The organism is Enterococcus moraviensis ATCC BAA-383, from assembly GCF_000407445.1.
GTDB lineage: Bacteria > Bacillota > Bacilli > Lactobacillales > Enterococcaceae > Enterococcus_L > Enterococcus_L moraviensis.
This window is the reverse complement of record NZ_ASWB01000001.1, coordinates 1,197,328-1,218,024: the sequence shown is the minus strand read 5'-3', so window position 1 is coordinate 1,218,024 and position 20,697 is coordinate 1,197,328. Positions and strand designations below refer to the sequence as shown.

The window sequence follows — 20,697 nt, the reverse complement described above, 5'->3', positions numbered from 1 at the left end:
TTGAAATGTGATGGATAAACACAAGGAGAGTAAACAATGTCAGAATATGCAATCGATATACAGAATATAACAAAAACATATAACATGTATAAAAAACCTTCTGATCGTTTTAAAGAAGCGCTTAATCCAATGAAAAAGACGTATCACGATCTTTTTTATGCATTAAAAGATGTCACGATGCAAATTGAAAAAGGTGAAATGATTGGGTTTGTTGGAGAAAATGGTTCGGGTAAATCAACGATTCTTAAAATAATTACAGGTGTTTTAACGCCAACATCTGGTTCTATGACAATAGATGGGAAAATTTCTGCGCTATTAGAATTAGGATCAGGTTTTAACCCAGAATATTCTGGCTATGAAAATATTTTCCTAAACGGAATGGTGCTTGGTTTTTCTAGAGAAGAAATGGAAGAGCGAGTGGATGATGTCATTAAGTTTGCTGATATTGGCGATCATTTGTATCAACCTGTAAAGACTTATTCCAGCGGGATGTTTGTTCGTTTGGCTTTTGCTGTTGCGATCAATGTAGATCCAGATATTTTAATTGTTGATGAAGCTTTGGCAGTTGGAGATTTAGAATTTCAACTGAAATGTATGGAGAAATTTACTGAAATCAAAAATTCCGGTAAAACGATTCTTTTTGTTTCTCATGATGTTAACTCTGTACGTCGTTTCTGCGACCGAACATTTTGGTTGAAAAATGGAGAAGTTGTTGAATATGGCGATACGATGGATGTTACAACAAACTACGAAAATTTCTTGAAGAAAAAATCAATCAAAACAGTTGACCGTGAAAAAACGATTCAAAATGAAGAAACTGTTCCTGATATTATCGAAGTTGACAAAGCAACCTTACTCAATCATGCGTTGGAACCTTTAGAAATAGTGACACAAGATGAGAAGGTCATTGTCAAACTAGAATATACTGTAAAAAATGATTCAATCAAATCACCTGTATGTGGTATCGCGATTCGGACAGTTGATAATAACTATGTTTGCGGACTAAATACATTGTTAGATGGCGTTAAAATTCCATGGGAAAAAGGCAAAAATGTCTTTTACTTAGAGTATGGGAAAATGTCTCTTTTAACAGGGGAATATTATTTTGATATTGCATTCTTTGAAGAACACGCCACAGTACCTTTGGTCTATAAAACGAAATACTTGAACATGTTTATTAGTGGTCGCTATGCAGGAGAAGGCATCGTCATTTTAGATCATGAATGGAAGGATACTATTAAAGATGAAATATGATTTTGAAATGGAAGTTGACGAGAGTACCAGTGTTGGTAAAATCGTTGCCCAAATTAAAGAAAATAGTCGAGTATTAGAGTTTGGTCCAGGAAATGGTCGAATGACAAAATATTTGATGGAAGAAAAAAATTGTTATGTTGCAATCGTTGAGCTAGACAAAGAATTATATGATCATGTTAGTGAGTTTTCTAATGATGGTTTTTACGGAAATATCGATGAGGAAGCTTGGACGAAACATTTTGAAGGCCAAACCTTCGATTATATTATTTTTGCGGATGTGTTAGAACATTTAATGAATCCTAAAAATGCGTTGATGAAAGTAAAACCTTTTTTAAGTGATGCAGGCCAAATCTTGATCACTTTCCCAAATATTGCACATAATTCTGTTTTGATCGATCTATTCAATAATAAATTAGATTGGCGTGAAACAGGATTACTTGATGCAACACACAAGTCTTTCTTCGTTCAAAGTGGATTTGAAAAGCTTTTTGAAGAAATTGGTTTATTTATTGCCAAAGAAGATTTTACGATCAATGAAGTTGGTTATAACGAACTTGAATCGAACTATGAAGACTTGCCTGTGGAAATTCGTGCTGCGTTTAAAGCACGTCCATTTGGGGAAGTCTATCAGTATTTTTATGCACTTTCTGCGCATCCGGTGGAAAATCCAGTTCGTGTTATACCGGACAATTCAAGTTATAGAAAGAATATTCATTTCCTATATGATTGTGGTGAAGAAGAGCAAAAAGAATTTGATGTTCAGCTTAATAACGTGTCAGGCGAAAATAAAACATTTACGATCGACATACCAGAAAATATCGAATTATTAAAAATTTTCCCAAGTATGACAGGTGCCGTTGTTAAGGTAGAATTAACGGTTAACGGAAACGAAATCCAACCAAGTGCAACAAATGCTGTGTATGAGAAAGATAAGCAATATTTCTTCTCTGATGATCAAGTACCTGTAATGGAAATAAATGATAAAAAGATTGCCGGACAAACGATGACGATCACCGTAGACTATAAATATGAAGGTATGTTTTCTGATACTGTTCATGGATTGATCGATTATGCAATCGCACAACGAGCAGAAAATAATCAATCAAAAAATACAGAATTAATGGTGAGTGGCAAACAAATGGCAAAATACAAAAAAGTATCAATCAGTAAATTTGATTCACTTATTTCACTGAATATTGATGATATCGTTCGTCATGTCGAAGAGAAAAAAACAGTGATTCGCGGTTGGGCATATTCTAAAGAAGACAAGCTGCCAGTCGATTTTAAAGTATCAGCTGAAATACCTGTAGATTATCTTGTAACAACAGAATATCGAAGAGATGTTATTGATATGTTTGAGTTAAAAGGCGATCAAGAATATGGATTTGTCATCGAAGTGATGGATGCACAAGATCAACCGACGTATCAATTGAACATTGCTGCTAATAATGGTCGTAAATTACAATATCGTCTGGAAAAACCAAATATGGTTCAACCTGGGAATAAAATTCAACGTGCAATGCGTTCAATGCAAACAAGAGGCCTTCTCGGTTCAGTGAAATGGTATTTCAAACGTCAAGAACAACTAGAGACACCAGTAGACTCTTCAGCAATTTTGGAAGAAATCAAAACATTTAAATTCCAACCTAAAATTTCTGTGGCTGTTCCTGTTTATAATGTGGAAGAAAAGTGGTTGGATGCATGTGTGTCCTCACTTCAAAATCAATATTATGAAAATTGGGAGCTGTGTTTAGCAGACGATGCGTCACCAAGTGATTACATTAAACCGCTACTTAAAAAATATGCGGACGCAGATGATCGCATTAAAGTCATTTACCGTGAAGAAAATGGTCATATTTCAGAAGCTACAAATTCAGCACTAACGATTGCAACAGGTGACTACATTGGGTTTATGGATAACGATGATGAATTGGCACCGCAAGCATTGTACGAAGTGGTCAAAGCGTTGAATGAAGATCAAACGATTGATTTCATTTATACAGATGAAGACAAAGTGACTGAAAGTGGCAAACGGTTCAATGCCTTTTATAAATCAAAATGGAATTCAGAATTGATCTTAAATCATAACTACATTACGCATTTTGTAGTAGTGAAACGTTCTTTATTAGAAAAAACAGGTGGTTTGAAGACTGAATTTAACGGTGCTCAAGACTATGATTTCGTTTTACGTGCAACAGAGAACGCCGAGAATATCGCTCATATCCCAGGAATGATGTACCATTGGCGAGCAATCGAATCATCAACTGCTTTAAATCCTGAAAGTAAAGGATATGCATATGTTGCAGGTCAACGTGCAGTACAAGCTGCAATGGATCGCCGTAATATTAAAGCGAATGTTGAAATTGCAGAGTTTTACGGATCATATAAAATCAATTATATCTATGATACTGTACCAAAAGTATCACTTATAATCACAAACGACACTGCCGATATCAATGACTATTTGAAAAAATTATTAGAAAAAACGATTTATGAAAATTATGAAATTGTTCTACCAAAACAATTAAAAGAAAACGTTCATTCAACAAGTAATAAACTAATTTACAGCGAAGGCAAAACAAGAGATGAATTGGTTCAATCAAGTACGGGCGAATACATTGTCCTTTTAGATGCTGGTTTAGTACCAACAAAAAGCAATTGGTTAGTTGAGATGATGAATATGGTTCAACAGCCAACAGCTGGGATTGTGACTGGCAGAGTTGTCGATTCTCGCTACCGTATCGAAAATATTGGTATTTCTATCGATACTGAGAAAAAACGGTTGGTGTATCCAGAACAAGGTACACCAGGTAAGAGTTTAGGCTATTATTACCGCATTGCTTTACCAAGAAATGTTCAAGCTGTTTCAGAAAGCTGTATGATTTTTAGAAAAGCGGATTATCTTGCTGTTTCTGGTATTAGTGAAGAATTAGGTAAAGACTTAATGGGCGTGGATTTATCGTTGAAAATTGCGAAACAACTAGATAAAAAGATTGTCTATTGTTCTTATGCAATCTTTAAAGCAGAAGAAAAAATTCAAAATCTTGATAAAAAAGGCAACTTCAAGTTGTTGACTGATAAATGGTCAGAACAAGACTTGATCGACGTTTATAAAAATCCAAAACGTCAGTAAACTAAAACCTTTGATTATAAGGAGAGCAAAACATGAACGATGAGATAAAAATCATTATTGATAGTATCTATCGAGAGAAACAAACCAACAACTTAACGATAACTGGCTGGGCTTTGAATACAGATTCAAAGTCCTCACCAGTTATTTCGATCGACAATCAAGAGCAAGTTTCATCTTACGATATAAAACGTGTTTTAAGAGAAGATGTCAACCAAATTTATGAGGTTGATTCCGATGTTTTAGCAGGTTTTTCCATTCAGTTAGAAGGCATCCAAAAGAAAAATAAGTTGGAAGTTCGTTTTATTTCAGAAGACGGACAATCTAGTGAATCAGAATGGATCGATTTAGGGAAAAAACACCCCTTGATCCCTGGTACGGAAGATAAGATGGCAAGATTGATGATAAAAGTACATAAAGGCATCAGTTACCTAAAAAGAAATGGAATCAAAAGTACAATCCAACGGGTTAAAATCGAAAAAATCAGAAATCAATCTTCTTATCCAAGCTGGTTGGAAAGAAATGAGCACTTTGACTTTGAGCAAATCAAAGCTGAAATTGCTGGGTTTCAATACCAACCTAAAATTTCAATTGCTATGCCAGTTTACAATGTAGAAGAAAAATGGCTACGCCGTTGTATTGATTCTATTTTGATTCAAGACTACCAAAATTGGGAATTATGTATGGCAGATGATGCTTCAACAGATCTAAGAGTAAAAGAACTATTGACTGAGTATAGTAATTTAGATGAACGAATCAACGTATTTTTTAGACCAGAAAATGGACATATCAGTGAAGCAACAAACTCTGCGTTAGCGTTAGCTACAGGAGAATTTGTTGCGTTACTAGATAATGACGATGAATTACCGAGAATCGCTTTTTATGAAGTGGTTAAAGCGTTGAATGAAAACCCAGAGCTAGACTTGATTTATAGTGATGAGGATAAAATCGATATGGAAGGCAATCGTTCTGATCCGTCTTTCAAGCCAGATTGGTCCCCAGATCTATTATTAGGAACAAATTATATTTCTCATCTAGGTGTTTACCGTAAGACGATTCTTGAAGAAATCGGTGGATTTAGAAAAGGGTATGAAGGGTCGCAAGATTATGATTTAGTCCTTCGATTTACTGAAAAGACAACGAGTGACAGAATCAAGCATATTGCTAAAGTGTTATATCACTGGCGTATGCTACCGACTTCAACCGCAGTGGATCAGTCTTCAAAAGGGTATGCTTTTGAAGCGGGACTAAGAGCGGTTCAAGATGCTTTAGTCCGTCGAGAAATCAAAGGTCATGCAACACACGGTCGAGCAAATGGTTTATATGATGTTTACTATGATATCGAGTCAGAAGACTTAGTCTCAATCATTATTCCAACTAAAAATGGCTATAAGGATGTTAAACGTTGTGTTTCGTCGATCATTGAAAAAACAACATATAAAAATTATGAAATTATTATTGCAGACAATGGTAGTACAGATGAAAAGATGAAAGAACTGTATGATAGCTTTGCACAACAACTGAATGAGCGTTTCCGTGTAGTCGTAATCGATATTCCGTTTAATTTCTCTAAAATCAATAATATTGCAGCCAAAGAGGCCAAGGGGAACTATCTCTTATTCTTAAACAATGACACCGAAGTAATCAATGCTGACTGGTTAAAATTGATGGTTTCATTTGGTCAACAAGAACGAATTGGGTGTGTAGGGGCGAAATTATTGTATCCAAATAATACAATCCAACACGCAGGTGTGATTTTAGGATTAGGCGGCATTGCTGGACATGGTCATTACGGCTATCCTCATGGAGATTTAGGTTATTTTGGGAAATTGGCCTTGAATGTTGATTATTTAGCTGTAACAGCAGCTTGCCTTTTGATGAAAAAACAAGATTTCGATGCTGTTTCAGGGTTTGATGAAGATTTTACAGTTGCTTTTAATGATGTGGATCTATGCTTAAAGGTGAAAGAACTAGGTCGAGACAATGTTTGGCTTCATGAAGCAGAACTTTACCATTTTGAATCTCAAACAAGAGGTTACGATGATAAAGGCAAAAAGAAAAAACGCTTTGAAAAAGAAAAAGCGATGATGGAACATAAATGGTCGACACTGATCGAAGATGATCCATTTTATAATCCTAATCTTACAAGAGAAATCCCTAATTTTTCATATAGAGATTAAGGACAGGAAAATAATGTGTAGGTCGATGAAATGGAGTTAAAGATGGAAAACAATCAAGTGCAAGCTAAAAGAAGTAATTCTAAAAAGCATCAGCTTAGTGCTGCAATCGATAGACTAATCAAAGCTCGTTTTTTGATTGCATTAGCGTTGTTTATTTTTATATTGGTCTTCAAGATACATGGTAGTTCAATCAATATGTGGGATCAATATGTGTCGGATTATACCGAGGATGGAGATAAACAAGGTGTGATTTTAGGTAAACCACGCCCAATCAGGTCAGATGAATGGATGGTTCAAACACCTTATAGCCTTTCTCAAACACAGACTGGTTTGAAAGGCCATAATGAAGTGATCACGATTGATGGTCAAGATATGGTGATAGGCTACAATTCTCCAGCGTTAAATTTAGCGACACTCGCTAAACCCTTTACGTGGGGCTATGTTCTTCTTGGAAAAGAAAGAGGCTTGTCATGGTATTGGGGCTTAAAGTTGATCGGATTGATGTTATTATCTTTTGAAATAGGATTGATTTTGACAAAGAGAAATAAGTATTTAGCTCTTTTAACAAGTGTCTGGATTCCCTTCTCAGCAGCGATTCAATGGTGGTTTGTTTCTCCCGTTGGCGATTTAGTGTTTTTTACGTTTGGTTTCTTAGTGGGCATATATAATTATTTTTATTACCATGAGAATAAACGGTGGCGGGTACTGTTCTCCTTATTGGCAAGTATTTGTGCATCTGGGTTCATATTGGTATTGTATCCCGCTCTTCAAGTACCATTCGGTTATTTGATTCTGTTCTTTTTAATTGCGTTCTTCATTGATCTTCGTCACAAAGTGAAACTAGATAAATTTGATGTCTTTTCAATAGGATTGGCCGTTTTTATTACGGGATTGATTGTAAGTGTTTCTTTGATAACTTCGTGGGATTCGCTTATGGGCGTTTTACATACGATCTATCCTGGAAATAGAGTTTCCGTTGGCGGTGATTTTGCAAAGAAAGATATTTTTCTTTTCTTAACGAATTGGAAAATGCAATTTCAAGATGTAGTCTATAGTAATAACTCAGAATTAAGTAGTTTTTATCACTTCTTTTTTGTGATAGTACTAGTATCACCATGGCTATTTTATAAGAAAATCAAGGAAAATATTTATGGATTTCTTTTATTTATGTTTAGCTTATTCAATTTGGTTTGGATGAGTGTTCGTTTTCCAACCATTTTTGCTAAGGTCACGTTATGGTCTTATGTACCAGAAGAACGGGCGTATCTAGCGTTTAGTTTTTCAGCAATCTTATTAAGTATTTGGTTCATTCAATTTATTTGGGAACAAAAGAAATTGTCACTGGTTTCTCAAGTAGGAATTATTGGTATCAATCTTGGATTGTACTTCTTTGCCTTATATAAAGGAAACTTGAGATTGTATTTGAGTAAACTAGATATTATCATGATTTTATTGTTTGCAGGTTTACTTATTGTTCTCTTATTAAATAAACGTAAGTATTTGTTCTCCATATTGTTAGTAGGAATCGTTCTCTTTACAGGAAGCGGTGTGAATCCTGTTGCTCGAGGAGTAGATGCTGTTTATGAAAAGAAAATTGCACAGACTGTGATGGAGATAGAAAAAAAAGATCCAAATCAGGTTTGGGCTGGCGAACGCATGATGCATGCTTACTTACCAATGCTAGGTGTTCACACGTTTAATGGCACGGCCTTTACACCCAACTTGGAATCATGGAAACCTCTTGATCCAACTGGAAAATATGAAGATGTTTACAATCGTTACTCACATATTTATGTAGAGATAGGCAATAATAAACCACAGTTTGAATTATTGAACGCAGATGCCTTTGTGGTCAGATTAGGATTAGAAAGTTTGAAGAAATATAATATCAAATATTTGGTTACGTATGAAACGATTGATACACTTGCGACAGAAACGATTCAATTGAAACAACTTTATGGACCCGACACAAATAATGCGTATATTTATCAAGTTATCTACTAGTTGAGCGGTTCATTGAAAGGATGTTAGTATGGATAAAATACTAAATAGGATAAGTAATCTAATTTTGTTAGTTACCATTGCTGCTTCATATTTGATGTGGGTAGTTGGAATTGGAACAAAAACAACGTCATTTATTTATGTAAACAGTGTGTATCTTTTAGCAGCAGCGATTATGTTGGTGTTGCTGTTAAAAGTTAAAGAATTGACTAAAAGTGATTGGGTCCTTATTCTTTTAGCAGGTGGCATTTTCATCTTTTACTCGCTGACCTCTTCATTGAGACATAGTAATCGATTTATCAATGCCTCAATTCCTTTGATCCTCTTATTTCTTCTTTGTTTTAAAAAGACGAAATTTACAAAGTTAGATTTTGGCTTATTAGGAGGCATTACGGGTGTTTCTCTTGGTGTAACGCTATATAGAATATATACGGAATTACCTAAGTTAGTGCCTGCAAATGATATTTGGAAAAATAGTAACAAATTAGAAGCGATTTGGATCAATACGAATACGATTGGGATGACGGTGTTATTATCTGTGATCCTATTGTCGATTTTAATAAAATCATTCAATATTGGGTATTTTAAATTACTTGTGATTCCAGTTTATATTGCTGGATTGATGGCGATTTGGGTTTGCCAATCAAAAGCGTCATTAGGTGCATTAGTCTTGTTTATTGTCATTGATACTATCATACCTAAAAAAATATTGAAAAATAATTATGTCTTGTTCTCTTTCTTTAGTTTGATGTTTATCTTAGGTCCAGTTATCTTTTATGCTTTTTCAAAATCGGATACACTGAACTTGTTTACAGGAAGAGAAAGAATTTGGGCAGAATTTTTTGAAAAATGGTTTTCTAGTACTCAGAATATGCTGATTGGGATGGAACCTTTTACTGCCTCGTGGAAGTCTTTAGGAACTCACAATAGCTACATTTATGTTTTAGGAAACTATGGCGTAATTGGGTACATTTTGATTTTTAGCGTTCTCCTTTACTTTTTGGGATCGAATTTAGTCAAAAAAACACCACTTTCTTCTTTTCAAATTAGTTTGTTCATAGGTTTTATGGCAATTTGTGTTCAATCTACGATGGAAGAGACATTATTGGCAAATTACTGGATACCGATTGTCTATAGCTTTATAGGCCTTGCCTTGCAAAAGCTAGAAAACGGACCGGTATCTGATTTGAACTGAGTAGGTCGTTCGGTCAGTTAAGTTGTTGTTTTTTTTTAAGCCTCAATGTGGTAACATGAAACTTGAAGTTTTTTTACTAAAGATACAATTTAGTGAAAGTTATAAATATTTTGTTTTGTTAGGAAGGAAGGTAAAAAATGTCAACTAAAAATGAATGGAATAATGCAAAACGAATTGCGATCATTATCGTAGATGTTTTGGTCTTTAATTTTTCTGTATTGGTTGGATTTTGGATTAAATTTGGATTTAACATTCCTTCATATAATTTTGTCTCATATGAAAAGTCTGCTATTTACATCTCACTATTTTTTGTCTTTTTAAATTTGTTATTGGGTGCGTATGTTTTTTATAATCGAACGATCAATGACATTGTTTTTGTGACAGTTATCAGCCAATTTTTAACAATCCTTTTTATAATGACCATAACATTTGCTGGTCGTTGGTTTACGTTTCCTAGATCTGTTCTGATTTATACATTTATTGTGAGTGTCATATTACTGAGTCTTTGGCGAATCATTGTCTATTTTTTATACTTGAAAGTAAGCTCAATCAAAAAAGTTGTCATTATTGGAACAGAGGAAAGTGTTGTTTCTGCAACACAGAATTTTGTTAGTCATAAGAATAAAAAACACCAAGTTACAACTGTTATTGTCGATCATTATTACGAAAATCTAACAAAGTTACTCGATCAAATAGATATCGTTTATATAGCTAGTCATATCGATGAAAATGAAAAATTCAAAATTTATAAACTTGTCACAAAAGCTGAAAAGAAACTCTTTTTAAATACTAGCTTTGAGAATCTGATCATGTTGAAACCTAACATGATGAACTTTGAAGATGAAAGTATTATAGAAGTTTCAGACTTCAGAATAAAAGGCGAAGACAATTTCATTAAGCGCTTGTTTGACATCACGTTATCATTGGTTTTATTAGTGATTGCATCTCCATTGATGTTGATCGCAGCAATCCTTGTTAAAGTAACATCACCTGGTCCTGTTATTTACAAACAGACTAGGATTACATTAAATCAAAAAGAGTTTCCTATTTTGAAATTTAGAACGATGTCTGCAACAGCAGAAGCTAAATCTGGACCAGTATTATCGACAAGCAATGATAGCCGGGTCACAGGTGTTGGTAAATACTTACGAGCACTTAGAATAGATGAGTTGCCTCAGTTGATCAATGTTATTCGTGGAGACATGGCGATTGTGGGTCCTAGACCAGAAAGACCATTTTTTGTGGATCAATTCAATAGTGAAAACCCTCAATATTATTTAAGACACAATGTAAGAGCTGGAATTACTGGATATGCCCAAGTCTATGGGAAATATGCATCAGATTATAATAGCAAGTTGAATTTTGATTTGTTGTATATTAAAAATTATTCGTTGATGTTAGATTTAAAAATATTATTGCAAACGATCAAGATTTTATTTGATAAAGTATCCTCTCAAGGCGTAGAAGAAGTTGAGCGCAGTGAGAAAAATCTTTCTTTTTTAAGCGAAAACAAAATTGATTTATTTAGATGAAACGAGTGAAATGAATGGAAACAATAGCTGTTAGTGTATTAATGTCGATCTATATCAAAGAGAAACCAGAATACTTTATTGAAGCTATGGAAAGTACCATCAATCAAACTGTAAAACCAGAAGAGATTCTTTTAGTGGAAGACGGTCCGTTGACAGATGAACTTTATGAGATCATTCAGCAGTACAAAGAAAAGCTTGGTGAACAACTCACAGTGATTTCACTGGAAGAGAACCAAGGGCTTGGTACGGCTTTAGCTATTGGAGTAGAGGAGTGTAGAAATTCTTTGATAGCTCGAATGGACACAGATGATATCATGGTTGAAAGTCGTTTAGAAGTACAGTATCAAGAGTTTTTAAAGAATGACAAGTTAACGATCTTGGGTTCAAATATTATTGAATTTGAAGGAACACCTGATAATGAGCTTGCAAGAAAACTTATGCCTGAAACTAATGAAGCAATTAGAGCCTATTCAAAACGAAGAAATCCATTTAATCATATGACAATAATGTTCAAAAAAGAGGCAGTCATAGCAGTTGGAAATTATCAGCCTTTGCCAGGATTTGAGGATTATTATTTATGGGTGCGTCTTTTGAAAGAGAATTCAGTAAGTTTAAACTTACAACAGACTCTTGTCTATGCAAGAACAGGGGCTGAAATGTATTCTAGAAGAGGTGGAGTTTCCTACTTGATTCCAGGGCTAAAAGCTAGATGGATTATTTACAAAAAGGGTTTGGGTAAAATCAATGATTTCCTATTTGTTTCTTTAGTCCATACAATCATTAGTTTAATGCCGAATAAACTAAGAGGCTCGTTTTATAAAAAACAACTTAGAAATTAAAGATATAAGTTGATTAAATAAGATGAATACTTTCGCTGTTGTGTTATCTGCCATTTTAGAAGGGATTTCCTTGTAAATATACACTTGTTTATAAGGAATCCTGACTCTATTTTAATAAGTATTTAGCATTTTGTTGATTTATAGTGACCATAAAGTTATGAGTAGCTAGAAGCTGTTTTAACTTGTACATAAAATATTATGAAGACCAATCTACATACATAGGAACATTGAGTTATAAACGTACTAGATCATTTATATGAAAATTTTAACAAACTAAATATGTTTAATGAACTCAATAATCGAGTTGAAAAAATTTGATACGACTAATTTTAAGAATAAAATCATGAACTGTTGGATTTTGAATAAGTTGATGGGCATATTAAATAATTATGAGAGGAATATTTGATGAAAAAAAATTTTATTTTAATAGGAGTACTTGTTGCTATTACTGGTTTCAATTCCCAAGCTTGGGCAAACGAAAATACTGAAGTAGTAAGCTCTACTGAACAGACAACGGAAACAACAAGCAGTATTAGTGAGACAGAAGAGTCAAATAATTCAACACAAATGGAGAGTGACAATCAATCGAAAGAAGAGGAGACGAACTCTTCACAAGAGATAGAAATCACTGAGAGCAATAATTCGCCAATGGGCAAACAAGCGCAAAAAAATCCGGATTTTTTACCGGCAGATCCTAATCGACGTTCAGATTTAGTTGAAACGCCACAATTGCGTTCTTATGCACTTTCAGTTCCTTATTTTGCGGCAACAGAGCCGAATAGACCGTCAATCAACTTTATCGATGTATCTTCACACAATGGTAATATATCAGTTAACGATTACAATATAATGAAAAGATATGGAGTAACGGGAGTCGTTGTAAAATTAACGGAGTTTACGACCTATGTCAATCCATATGCAAAAACTCAAATTGAAAATGCTAAACAAGCTGGTTTATCTGTGTCGGTATATCATTATAGTTGGTTTTCTGATGCAAAAATGGCTGAAGCAGAAGCTGACTTTTTTGCAAGTCAAGCTTCTGCGCTAGGTCTGTCTAAGAATACAGTAATGGTAAACGATGCAGAACAAATAGATATGGCGAAAGGAAATGTAACGGCTAATTCAGTAGTATTTCGAAATAGATTAAATGCTTGGGGCTATAATAAAGTTGCTCATTATTCTATGTTTGATTGGTTCAACAGAAAAATATTAGATACAGCTGTTCTAGGTTTACAGAATAGTTGGGTCGCTCAGTATCCATACAATCCTGTAAATACAAATTTACTTCATACAAATTATGCAGCATGGCAATGGTCCTCAGAGGTAACTTTCCCAAATGTTAATACTGGAATAGGTGGTAAATTTGATGTCAATATTTCGTATAATAATTTGTTTCTAAGTTCAGGAGATTCTTATGATCTTATAGATTATGAGAAAGATGTAAACGTTAAAGGGATTATAAAAAGTGGACAAAATCATGGGATTTATAGCAAAATTTACAATACTGAGGGAGATAACCCAAGACTAGCAAGTAGCCCAACGTACGCTGGAAAAGATGTAGAGATCATTAAAGAAGCGAAAACAGTAAAAGCAACGTGGTACCAATTCAAAGTAAACGGTGTCGTCGTAGGTTGGATGGATGCGAAAGGATTTGACACTTATGACGCGATCGAATATGAGAAAACAGTCAGCTTCAAAGCAAAAGTAAGTTCAAATCAAAACCACGGCATCTACAATAAAATCTATTACACGGAAGGCAACAATCCAAGACTAGCAAGTAGCCCAACGTACGCTGGAAAAGATGTAGAAATCATTAAAGAAGCGAAAACAACAAAAGCCACATGGTACCAATTCAAAGTAGATGGAGAAGTAATTGGCTGGATGGATGGAAAAGGTTTCGATAAGTATGACGCGATCGAATATGAGAAAGCAGTCAACTTCAAAGCAAAAGTAAGTTCAAATCAAAACCACGGCATCTACAATAAAATCTATTACACGGAAGGCAACAATCCAAGACTAGCAAGTAGCCCAACGTACGCTGGAAAAGATGTAGAGATCATTAAAGAAGCGAAAACAGTAAAAGCAACGTGGTACCAATTCAAAGTAAACGGTGTCGTCGTAGGTTGGATGGATGCGAAAGGATTTGACACTTATGACGCGATCGAATATGAGAAAACAGTCAACTTCAAAGCAAAAGTAAGTTCAAATCAAAACCACGGCATCTACAATAAAATCTATTACACGGAAAGCAATAATCCAAGACTAGCAAGTAGTCCAACGTACGCTGGAAAAGATGTAGAGATCATTAAAGAAGCGAAAACAGTAAAAGCCACGTGGTACCAATTCAAAGTAAATGGTGTCGTCGTAGGTTGGATGGATGCGAAAGGATTTGACACTTATGACGCGATTGAATATGAGAAAGCAGTCAACTTCAAAGCAAAAGTAAGTTCAAATCAAAACCACGGCATCTACAATAAAATCTATTACACGGAAGGCAACAATCCAAGACTAGCAAGTAGCCCAACGTACGCTGGAAAAGATGTAGAAATCATTAAAGAAGCGAAAACAGTAAAAGCTACGTGGTACCAATTCAAAGTAGATGGAGAAGTAATTGGCTGGATGGATGCAAAAGGTTTCGATAAGTATGACGCGATCGAATATGAGAAAGCAGTCAACTTCAAAGCAAAAGTAAGTTCAAATCAAAACCACGGCATCTACAATAAAATCTATTACACGGAAGGCAACAATCCAAGACTAGCAAGTAGCCCAACGTACGCTGGAAAAGATGTAGAAATCATTAAAGAAGCAAAAACAGTAAAAGCCACGTGGTACCAATTCAAAGTAGATGGAGAAGTAATTGGCTGGATGGATGCAAAAGGTTTCGATAAGTAGTTGGATCAATAAATAAAGTAACGATATCAAAATGAATGACCATCTCTAGCAAATTTATTTGTCAGCGATGGTCTATACTTTGGATGTAAAGATATCATTAAACTTAGTATGTTTTAAGAAGATTTGTTCTATTCGTTAGCAGACTCAAGATTAAAAGGTGTAGAGATAACGATTATAAAGAGGTGGCATATGAAAAAATATTTGAATTATATTTATACATTTTTCTTAGTAGCATCTATTTTTACAATGTTATGGGCTGTTTTTACGACAATTTTTTCTCCTAGGATTGGGGAAATATTTTCGCTATTTAGAAATGTTCATTCAACCAAAACGATTATCTTGATTAATATTAGTTGTTTCGTTTTTACGTTACTTTTGTATCCTATTATTGCCCATTTTTTAGCGAAAGGGACAAAAAAATGGGTACTAAGTAATAAATTCACTTTTATTTTTTTTACGATAGAATTGATAATCTATTTTATCTCGCTATTACTGTTTATCAAATTTATTGGCTTTAAACAAGCTGTAGATGACGCTGCAATTACATTAAAATTTTTGGATCAGTTATCTATTGGTGAGAAGTGGGGATATAATTATATGTATTCTAACCCTCAAAATCTTCTTTTAATGTATATTTTTTCAGCTATTCGGACTTTTTTTGGTCATAACTACAGTTCAATTATTATAGTATTTAGTCTAATGCATATAATCACGATTCTATTGACCTTTTTATCATTAAAGAATTTGAAAGTCAGTAATTTAGTGTCCTTAGTAACTATTCAGATTCTTGTTTTTGCTATTCAAATTACGTTACATGTTCCTGTTGCTTATACAGATATATTATCGCTATTTTTCATGTCATTAACGTTGTTCTTCTTTACGGGCTATTTAAAAATAACAAATGAAGGAACAAATAAATTCAGCTATCTTTATATCATATTAACCTCTATTTTTTGTGTGTTAGGTTTTATTAGTAAGGGAACGGTGCTTATATTAGTGATTGCGCTATCCTTATTTTTATTATTATATAATAATGGAAAGAGAAGAGTCATAGGCCTGGTTCCTTTTATATTCTTATTTTTCGGCAATTTTTTATGGGGACAATTTATCGATTCTCAGAATCTATTTCCAGATAAAAATTATGGGCAACCTAATACTCATTATATAATGATGGGGTTACATAATACGCCTATTCCTGATGACTTGCCTAATGAGAACAAAGCTAAATGGACAGTTGGCGCTTATAATTCAACTGAGCAACGATTTACTTGGGATATGTTTTTAGATAAAAAAATGTCAAAAAAGAAAATTCAAGTAGAACATATTAAAGTTATTAAACAAAGACTTAAAGCCATGAATCTGATACAGCTAATTAAGGCACTTAATAACAAAGTTTCTGTAACGTGGGGTTCAGGAGATTTAAAATCTTCTTTTGAAGTCTTTTTGGGTACTGGAAGAAGTCAAGAAAAAATGTGGGTTTTCAAAAATAATTTCAGTGGTTTGATTATTTATTCAATCATGATGGTCATCCAATATTTGATTTATTTAGGTATTGTTTTTTCTGCAATTAAATTTTTCAAAGTTATAAATCCATTTATATTTTTTAGTAGTATTTATATAACGGGATATTTTGTATTTTTATTGATATGGGAGTCTAGTCCAAGGTATTCTATGGGGATTTTTATACCAGCTATTTTAGCAATAGGGTTATTATTTCAAAAATCAGAAGAAAACATCAAAAAATAGTCTGCTTTATAAAAACTATATGTTGTATTAAATTTTTATCATTAATAATGCTGGGGTAGAGTATCAGAATTTCTCTGATACTTGATCTCAGTATTTTTTTGAGTAAATAGTAAACTAAGTAAAGAGCCTATTAATCTATATAGTCGCCATTGTCTTTTACAGTTACATTAAGATATAAGGGAAGTTATTGAAAGTTTTTAGCAGATATGAGAGAATGGACAAGGTGTATTTTTGAAAAAAATTAAGTGTTTTGAGGAGCTTAGTATTCAACCATGAATGATATAGAAAATACAGAGCAGATAAAAGAAATTCAAAAAATAAATTTAGAAATGGCAAAATATTTCGTTAGCTTTTGCGAAAAATATCAATTATTATGTTATTTTTGCGGTGGAGGCTGTATTGGAACGGTTAGAAATGAAGGATTTATACCTTGGGATGATGACTTGGATTTCTTTATGCCTCGTAAGGATTATGAAAAGCTTTATGCGTTATGGACTGAACACGCGGATATAGAAAAATATTCGATTTTGAGACCATCTAAAACATTTATTGACCATAATTCTTTTACCACGATTCGAGCGAATAATACGACATTCATTAAGCCATATCAAGAATATCTAGACATCCCTCATGGGTTACCTATTGATATTTTTCCTTTGGATGGTGCGCCAGATTCAACAATAAAAAGGAAAATCCAAAAAGGATGGGCCCTTATTTATGCGTTGTTTTGTTCACAAGTAGTACCTGAAAAGCACGGTGGAATCATGGCTTTGGGTAGTCGAGTATTGCTGAAATTGATTCCGACAAAAAAAGGCCGCTATATGATTTGGTCATTCGCAAGTAAACAGATGTCAAAATATGATTTTGATCAGTGTGAATTTGTAACTGAGCTATGTGTTGGACCAAGATATATGGGGAATTTGTATAAGAGAAAAGATTTTGAAAAAGCAGAATATCTGCCTTTTGAAGATACTTATATGCCTGTACCAGTGGGCTATGACAATTATTTGACTCAAGTTTTTGGTAATTACATGGAGTTACCTGATGAAAAAGATCGAGTTTCTCACCATGAAGCAGTTTTGATTGATACCAAACACTCGTATAAAAAGTATAAAGGAACTTATTATTGCGTACAAAGTTTGAAGGAGGAAAATAAATGATTACAGCACTGATTATTGCCGGTGGAGTAGGCAAAAGAATGGGACAAGATATCCCGAAACAATTCATTATGGTGGAAGATAAGCCAATTATTATTTATACGTTGGAATCTTTCCAAAAACATCCGATGATCGATAGAATTTTAGTCGTTTGTAAAAAAGGCTGGGAAGATACGTTGCACGCCTATGCAAAAGAGTACCATATTGATAAATTAGCCTGGATTATTGAAGGTGGGAACAGCGGACAAGAATCTATCAGAAATGGTGTTGATTTTCTTAAAGCGCACTCAACAGAAGATGACACGGTCGTTATTCATGATGGCATTCGTCCATTAGTGGATGAAATCGTTCTTTCAGATGTTATCGTAAAATGTAAAGAATTTGGCAATGCTGTAACCTCTTTACCTTACAATGAACAAATTTTTGTGAAAGAAACAGAAGAAACAACAAAACAATATATTAATAGAGAAACATTGAGAAGGGTATCCACACCACAAGCATACCAGTTTGATAAACTTGTTTGGGCTTATGAAAAAGCGTTTAGAGAAGGAATTGGTATCTCTGAGTCATCATATACGAATACGATGATGGTGGATCTAGGAGAAACGCTTTATTTTGCTGTGGGTTCAGATAAAAATATTAAATTGACGACACAAGATGATCTTCAATTGTTTAAAGGATATCTTAGGATGAAAGAAGAATAGGAGAAAAATATGTTTTCGAGAAATCTTGATTATCAAAAAGATATTGAAAAAGTAATTGGCAATCCATTAAACTGGGAAAAACTAAGCAATAAATCTTTATTGTTTGTCGGTGCCTCAGGAATGATCGGTACATTTTTGATTGATTGTTTGATGTCTATAAATGAAAAGCAAGATCTAAATATTTCTGTTTACGCAATGGGAAGAAATCAAACTAAGTTAGAATCAAGATTTAGTAACTATAAGGATGATAGTAATTTTCATTTAGTGATAGGCGATATTTTAGAACCGTTATCATCTGATGTTCAATATGACTTTATCATTCATGGCGCAAGTAACACACATCCAAAAGCTTATGTGAGTGATCCCATCAATACGATAATGACTAATATCAAAGGAACAGAGCAAGTACTTGATTATGCTTCTAAAAATACAGTTGAACGTGTATTGTTTCTTTCTACAGTTGAAGTGTATGGCGAAAATAGAGGCGATACTGAGAAATTTGATGAACAATATTGTGGCTATATTGATTGTAATACGTTAAGAGCGGGTTATCCAGAAGGCAAACGTGCCAGTGAAGCATTGTGCCAAGCCTATATCAAACAATACGGAATAGATGTAGTCATTCCAAGACTTTGTCGAATTTTCGGTCCGACCATGCTGTCAGAAGATTCCAAAGCTTCTTCTCAGTTTATTAAAAATGCAGTGAATGGTGAAGATATTGTGTTGAAGAGTGAAGGGACACAATATTATTCCTATAGTTATGTTGCTGATGCAGCCTATGCTTTATTGTATTTATTATTTAATGGTGAAAATGGCGAAGCGTATAACATTGCAAACAGTGAATTTGATTTAACGTTAAAAGAATTAGCGACGAAGATTTCTGAAATTGCTGGGACTAAAGTTATTTTTGAAATTCCAGATTCGAGTGAGTCAGCAGGTTATTCGAAAGCAACGCAAGCAATTTTAGATACAACGAAAATTGAAACGTTAGGATGGAAGCCTATTTATTCTTTAGATGAAGGATTGGAACAAGTAATTAGAATCATGAAAACTGAGGAGTGAAATGGCAGTGCCAGAAATAAGTATTATAGTACCAGTGTATAATGTTGAAAAGTACTTAGACAAGTGTGTAAACTCTATTTTAAATCAGACATTTCAAGATTTTGAACTAATTCTAGTTGATGATGGATCACCAGACAATTGTGGTGAAATGTGTGATGACTATGCTGCTAGAGATAAAAGGGTAACCGTTATTCATCAAGTAAATGGCGGATTAAGTGCAGCAAGAAATGCTGGAATAGAAATCGCTAAAGGTCGATATCTTGGTTTTGTAGATAGTGATGATTATATTGCTGAGGATATGTATGAACTTTTGTATAACAACTTGAAAAATGAAGATGCTGATTTAGCAACCGTTGGATTTTTAGATGTTTATGCAGGGAAAGAACCTGTCATAAAAGAACGAAAATATCTTGTAACGGATATGGTTGGGGCTGCTAAAATTACATTTGAAGGCAAGTTAAGTACGATTAGTGCAACGAATAAATTATATAAGAGAGAAATATTTGAGCATGTTCGTTATCCAGTGGGAATGATTACAGAAGATGCTGCAGTAATTTTAGATGTACTTGAAGAAACCTCGAAAGTCGTCATTGATACAAGCCAAAAATACGTTTACTATCATCGAGAGAACAGCATTTCAAGTAACCATTTTACAATGAAAGATTTAGACATGATCAAAGCGTGGGAAAATAATGAAGCACGTGTGTTAGCAAAATATCCTGAATTAGTGAATGTTGCACATACACGCGTTTGTTGGGCTTATTTTACCGTTTTAGATAAAATGATGAACAGTAGTGAATTAGGGGTAGAGGAAAAGAAAAAGCAAAAAGAAATCATTCGATTTTTACGCAAGAATTTTATGTTTGTACTTAAAAATCAATATTTTACTAAACCAAGAAAACTGTCAATGATTGCGTTGAGAGTAAATCCTTACTTTTATAAACTATTGTCACGTTTAGAAAATGGTATGGTAAGAAAAATAAATAAATAGACTTTATTGAGTCA

Annotated in this window: 13 protein-coding genes; all 13 read left to right on the top strand. The window is 33.8% G+C overall.

Annotated elements, in window-relative coordinates; translation table 11 throughout:
• The first annotated feature begins 36 nt into the window (after positions 1 to 36).
• The 13 genes from I586_RS05695 (at position 37) to I586_RS05635 (ending at position 20,683) form a co-directional block, all read left to right on the top strand.
• Positions 37 to 1,254 carry an ABC transporter ATP-binding protein gene (locus tag I586_RS05695; RefSeq protein WP_010764114.1) on the top strand — a complete coding sequence of 406 codons (1,218 nt, stop codon included), beginning with the start codon at positions 37 to 39 and terminating at the stop codon, positions 1,252 to 1,254.
• On the top strand, positions 1,244 to 4,387 hold the full coding sequence (locus I586_RS05690) for a glycosyltransferase (protein ID WP_010764115.1): 3,144 nt from the start codon (positions 1,244 to 1,246) through the stop codon (positions 4,385 to 4,387). Before I586_RS05695 ends, I586_RS05690 begins: the two co-directional genes overlap by 11 nt.
• A gap of 32 nt (positions 4,388 to 4,419) precedes the next feature.
• On the top strand, positions 4,420 to 6,564 hold the full coding sequence (locus I586_RS05685) for a glycosyltransferase family 2 protein (RefSeq protein ID WP_010764116.1): 2,145 nt from the start codon (positions 4,420 to 4,422) through the stop codon (positions 6,562 to 6,564).
• Between the two features lie 42 nt (positions 6,565 to 6,606).
• Complete coding sequence (locus I586_RS05680) at positions 6,607 to 8,568, top strand: DUF7657 domain-containing protein (RefSeq protein WP_010764117.1); 1,962 nt, start codon at positions 6,607 to 6,609, stop codon at positions 8,566 to 8,568.
• A 28-nt stretch (positions 8,569 to 8,596) separates the two neighbouring features.
• Positions 8,597 to 9,760 (top strand): EpaQ family protein, encoded by a 1,164-nt coding sequence (locus tag I586_RS05675; protein WP_010764118.1) that lies wholly within the window; start codon positions 8,597 to 8,599, stop codon positions 9,758 to 9,760.
• A gap of 137 nt (positions 9,761 to 9,897) precedes the next feature.
• Positions 9,898 to 11,292 carry a sugar transferase gene (locus I586_RS05670; RefSeq protein WP_010764119.1) on the top strand — a complete coding sequence of 465 codons (1,395 nt, stop codon included), beginning with the start codon at positions 9,898 to 9,900 and terminating at the stop codon, positions 11,290 to 11,292.
• A 14-nt stretch (positions 11,293 to 11,306) separates the two neighbouring features.
• Positions 11,307 to 12,131, top strand: a complete 825-nt coding sequence (locus I586_RS05665) for a glycosyltransferase (RefSeq protein ID WP_010764120.1) — start codon at positions 11,307 to 11,309, stop codon at positions 12,129 to 12,131.
• A gap of 405 nt (positions 12,132 to 12,536) precedes the next feature.
• Positions 12,537 to 15,023 (top strand): GW domain-containing glycosaminoglycan-binding protein, encoded by a 2,487-nt coding sequence (locus I586_RS05660; RefSeq protein WP_016249970.1) that lies wholly within the window; start codon positions 12,537 to 12,539, stop codon positions 15,021 to 15,023.
• Positions 15,024 to 15,212: 189 nt separating this feature from the next.
• Complete coding sequence (locus tag I586_RS05655; RefSeq protein ID WP_010764123.1) at positions 15,213 to 16,769, top strand: glycosyltransferase family protein; 1,557 nt, start codon at positions 15,213 to 15,215, stop codon at positions 16,767 to 16,769.
• 272 nt (positions 16,770 to 17,041) lie between these two features.
• Positions 17,042 to 17,929 carry a LicD family protein gene (locus tag I586_RS05650; RefSeq protein WP_010764124.1) on the top strand — a complete coding sequence of 296 codons (888 nt, stop codon included), beginning with the start codon at positions 17,042 to 17,044 and terminating at the stop codon, positions 17,927 to 17,929.
• On the top strand, positions 17,926 to 18,630 hold the full coding sequence (locus tag I586_RS05645) for an IspD/TarI family cytidylyltransferase (RefSeq protein ID WP_010764125.1): 705 nt from the start codon (positions 17,926 to 17,928) through the stop codon (positions 18,628 to 18,630). The genes I586_RS05650 and I586_RS05645 overlap by 4 nt, the downstream gene beginning before the upstream one ends.
• A gap of 9 nt (positions 18,631 to 18,639) precedes the next feature.
• Positions 18,640 to 19,692: an NAD-dependent epimerase/dehydratase family protein gene (locus I586_RS05640; RefSeq protein WP_010764126.1), complete on the top strand. Its 1,053-nt coding sequence runs from the start codon at positions 18,640 to 18,642 to the stop codon at positions 19,690 to 19,692.
• 7 nt (positions 19,693 to 19,699) lie between these two features.
• Positions 19,700 to 20,683 (top strand): glycosyltransferase family 2 protein, encoded by a 984-nt coding sequence (locus I586_RS05635; RefSeq protein ID WP_034701812.1) that lies wholly within the window; start codon positions 19,700 to 19,702, stop codon positions 20,681 to 20,683.
• Positions 20,684 to 20,697: the final 14 nt, after the last annotated feature.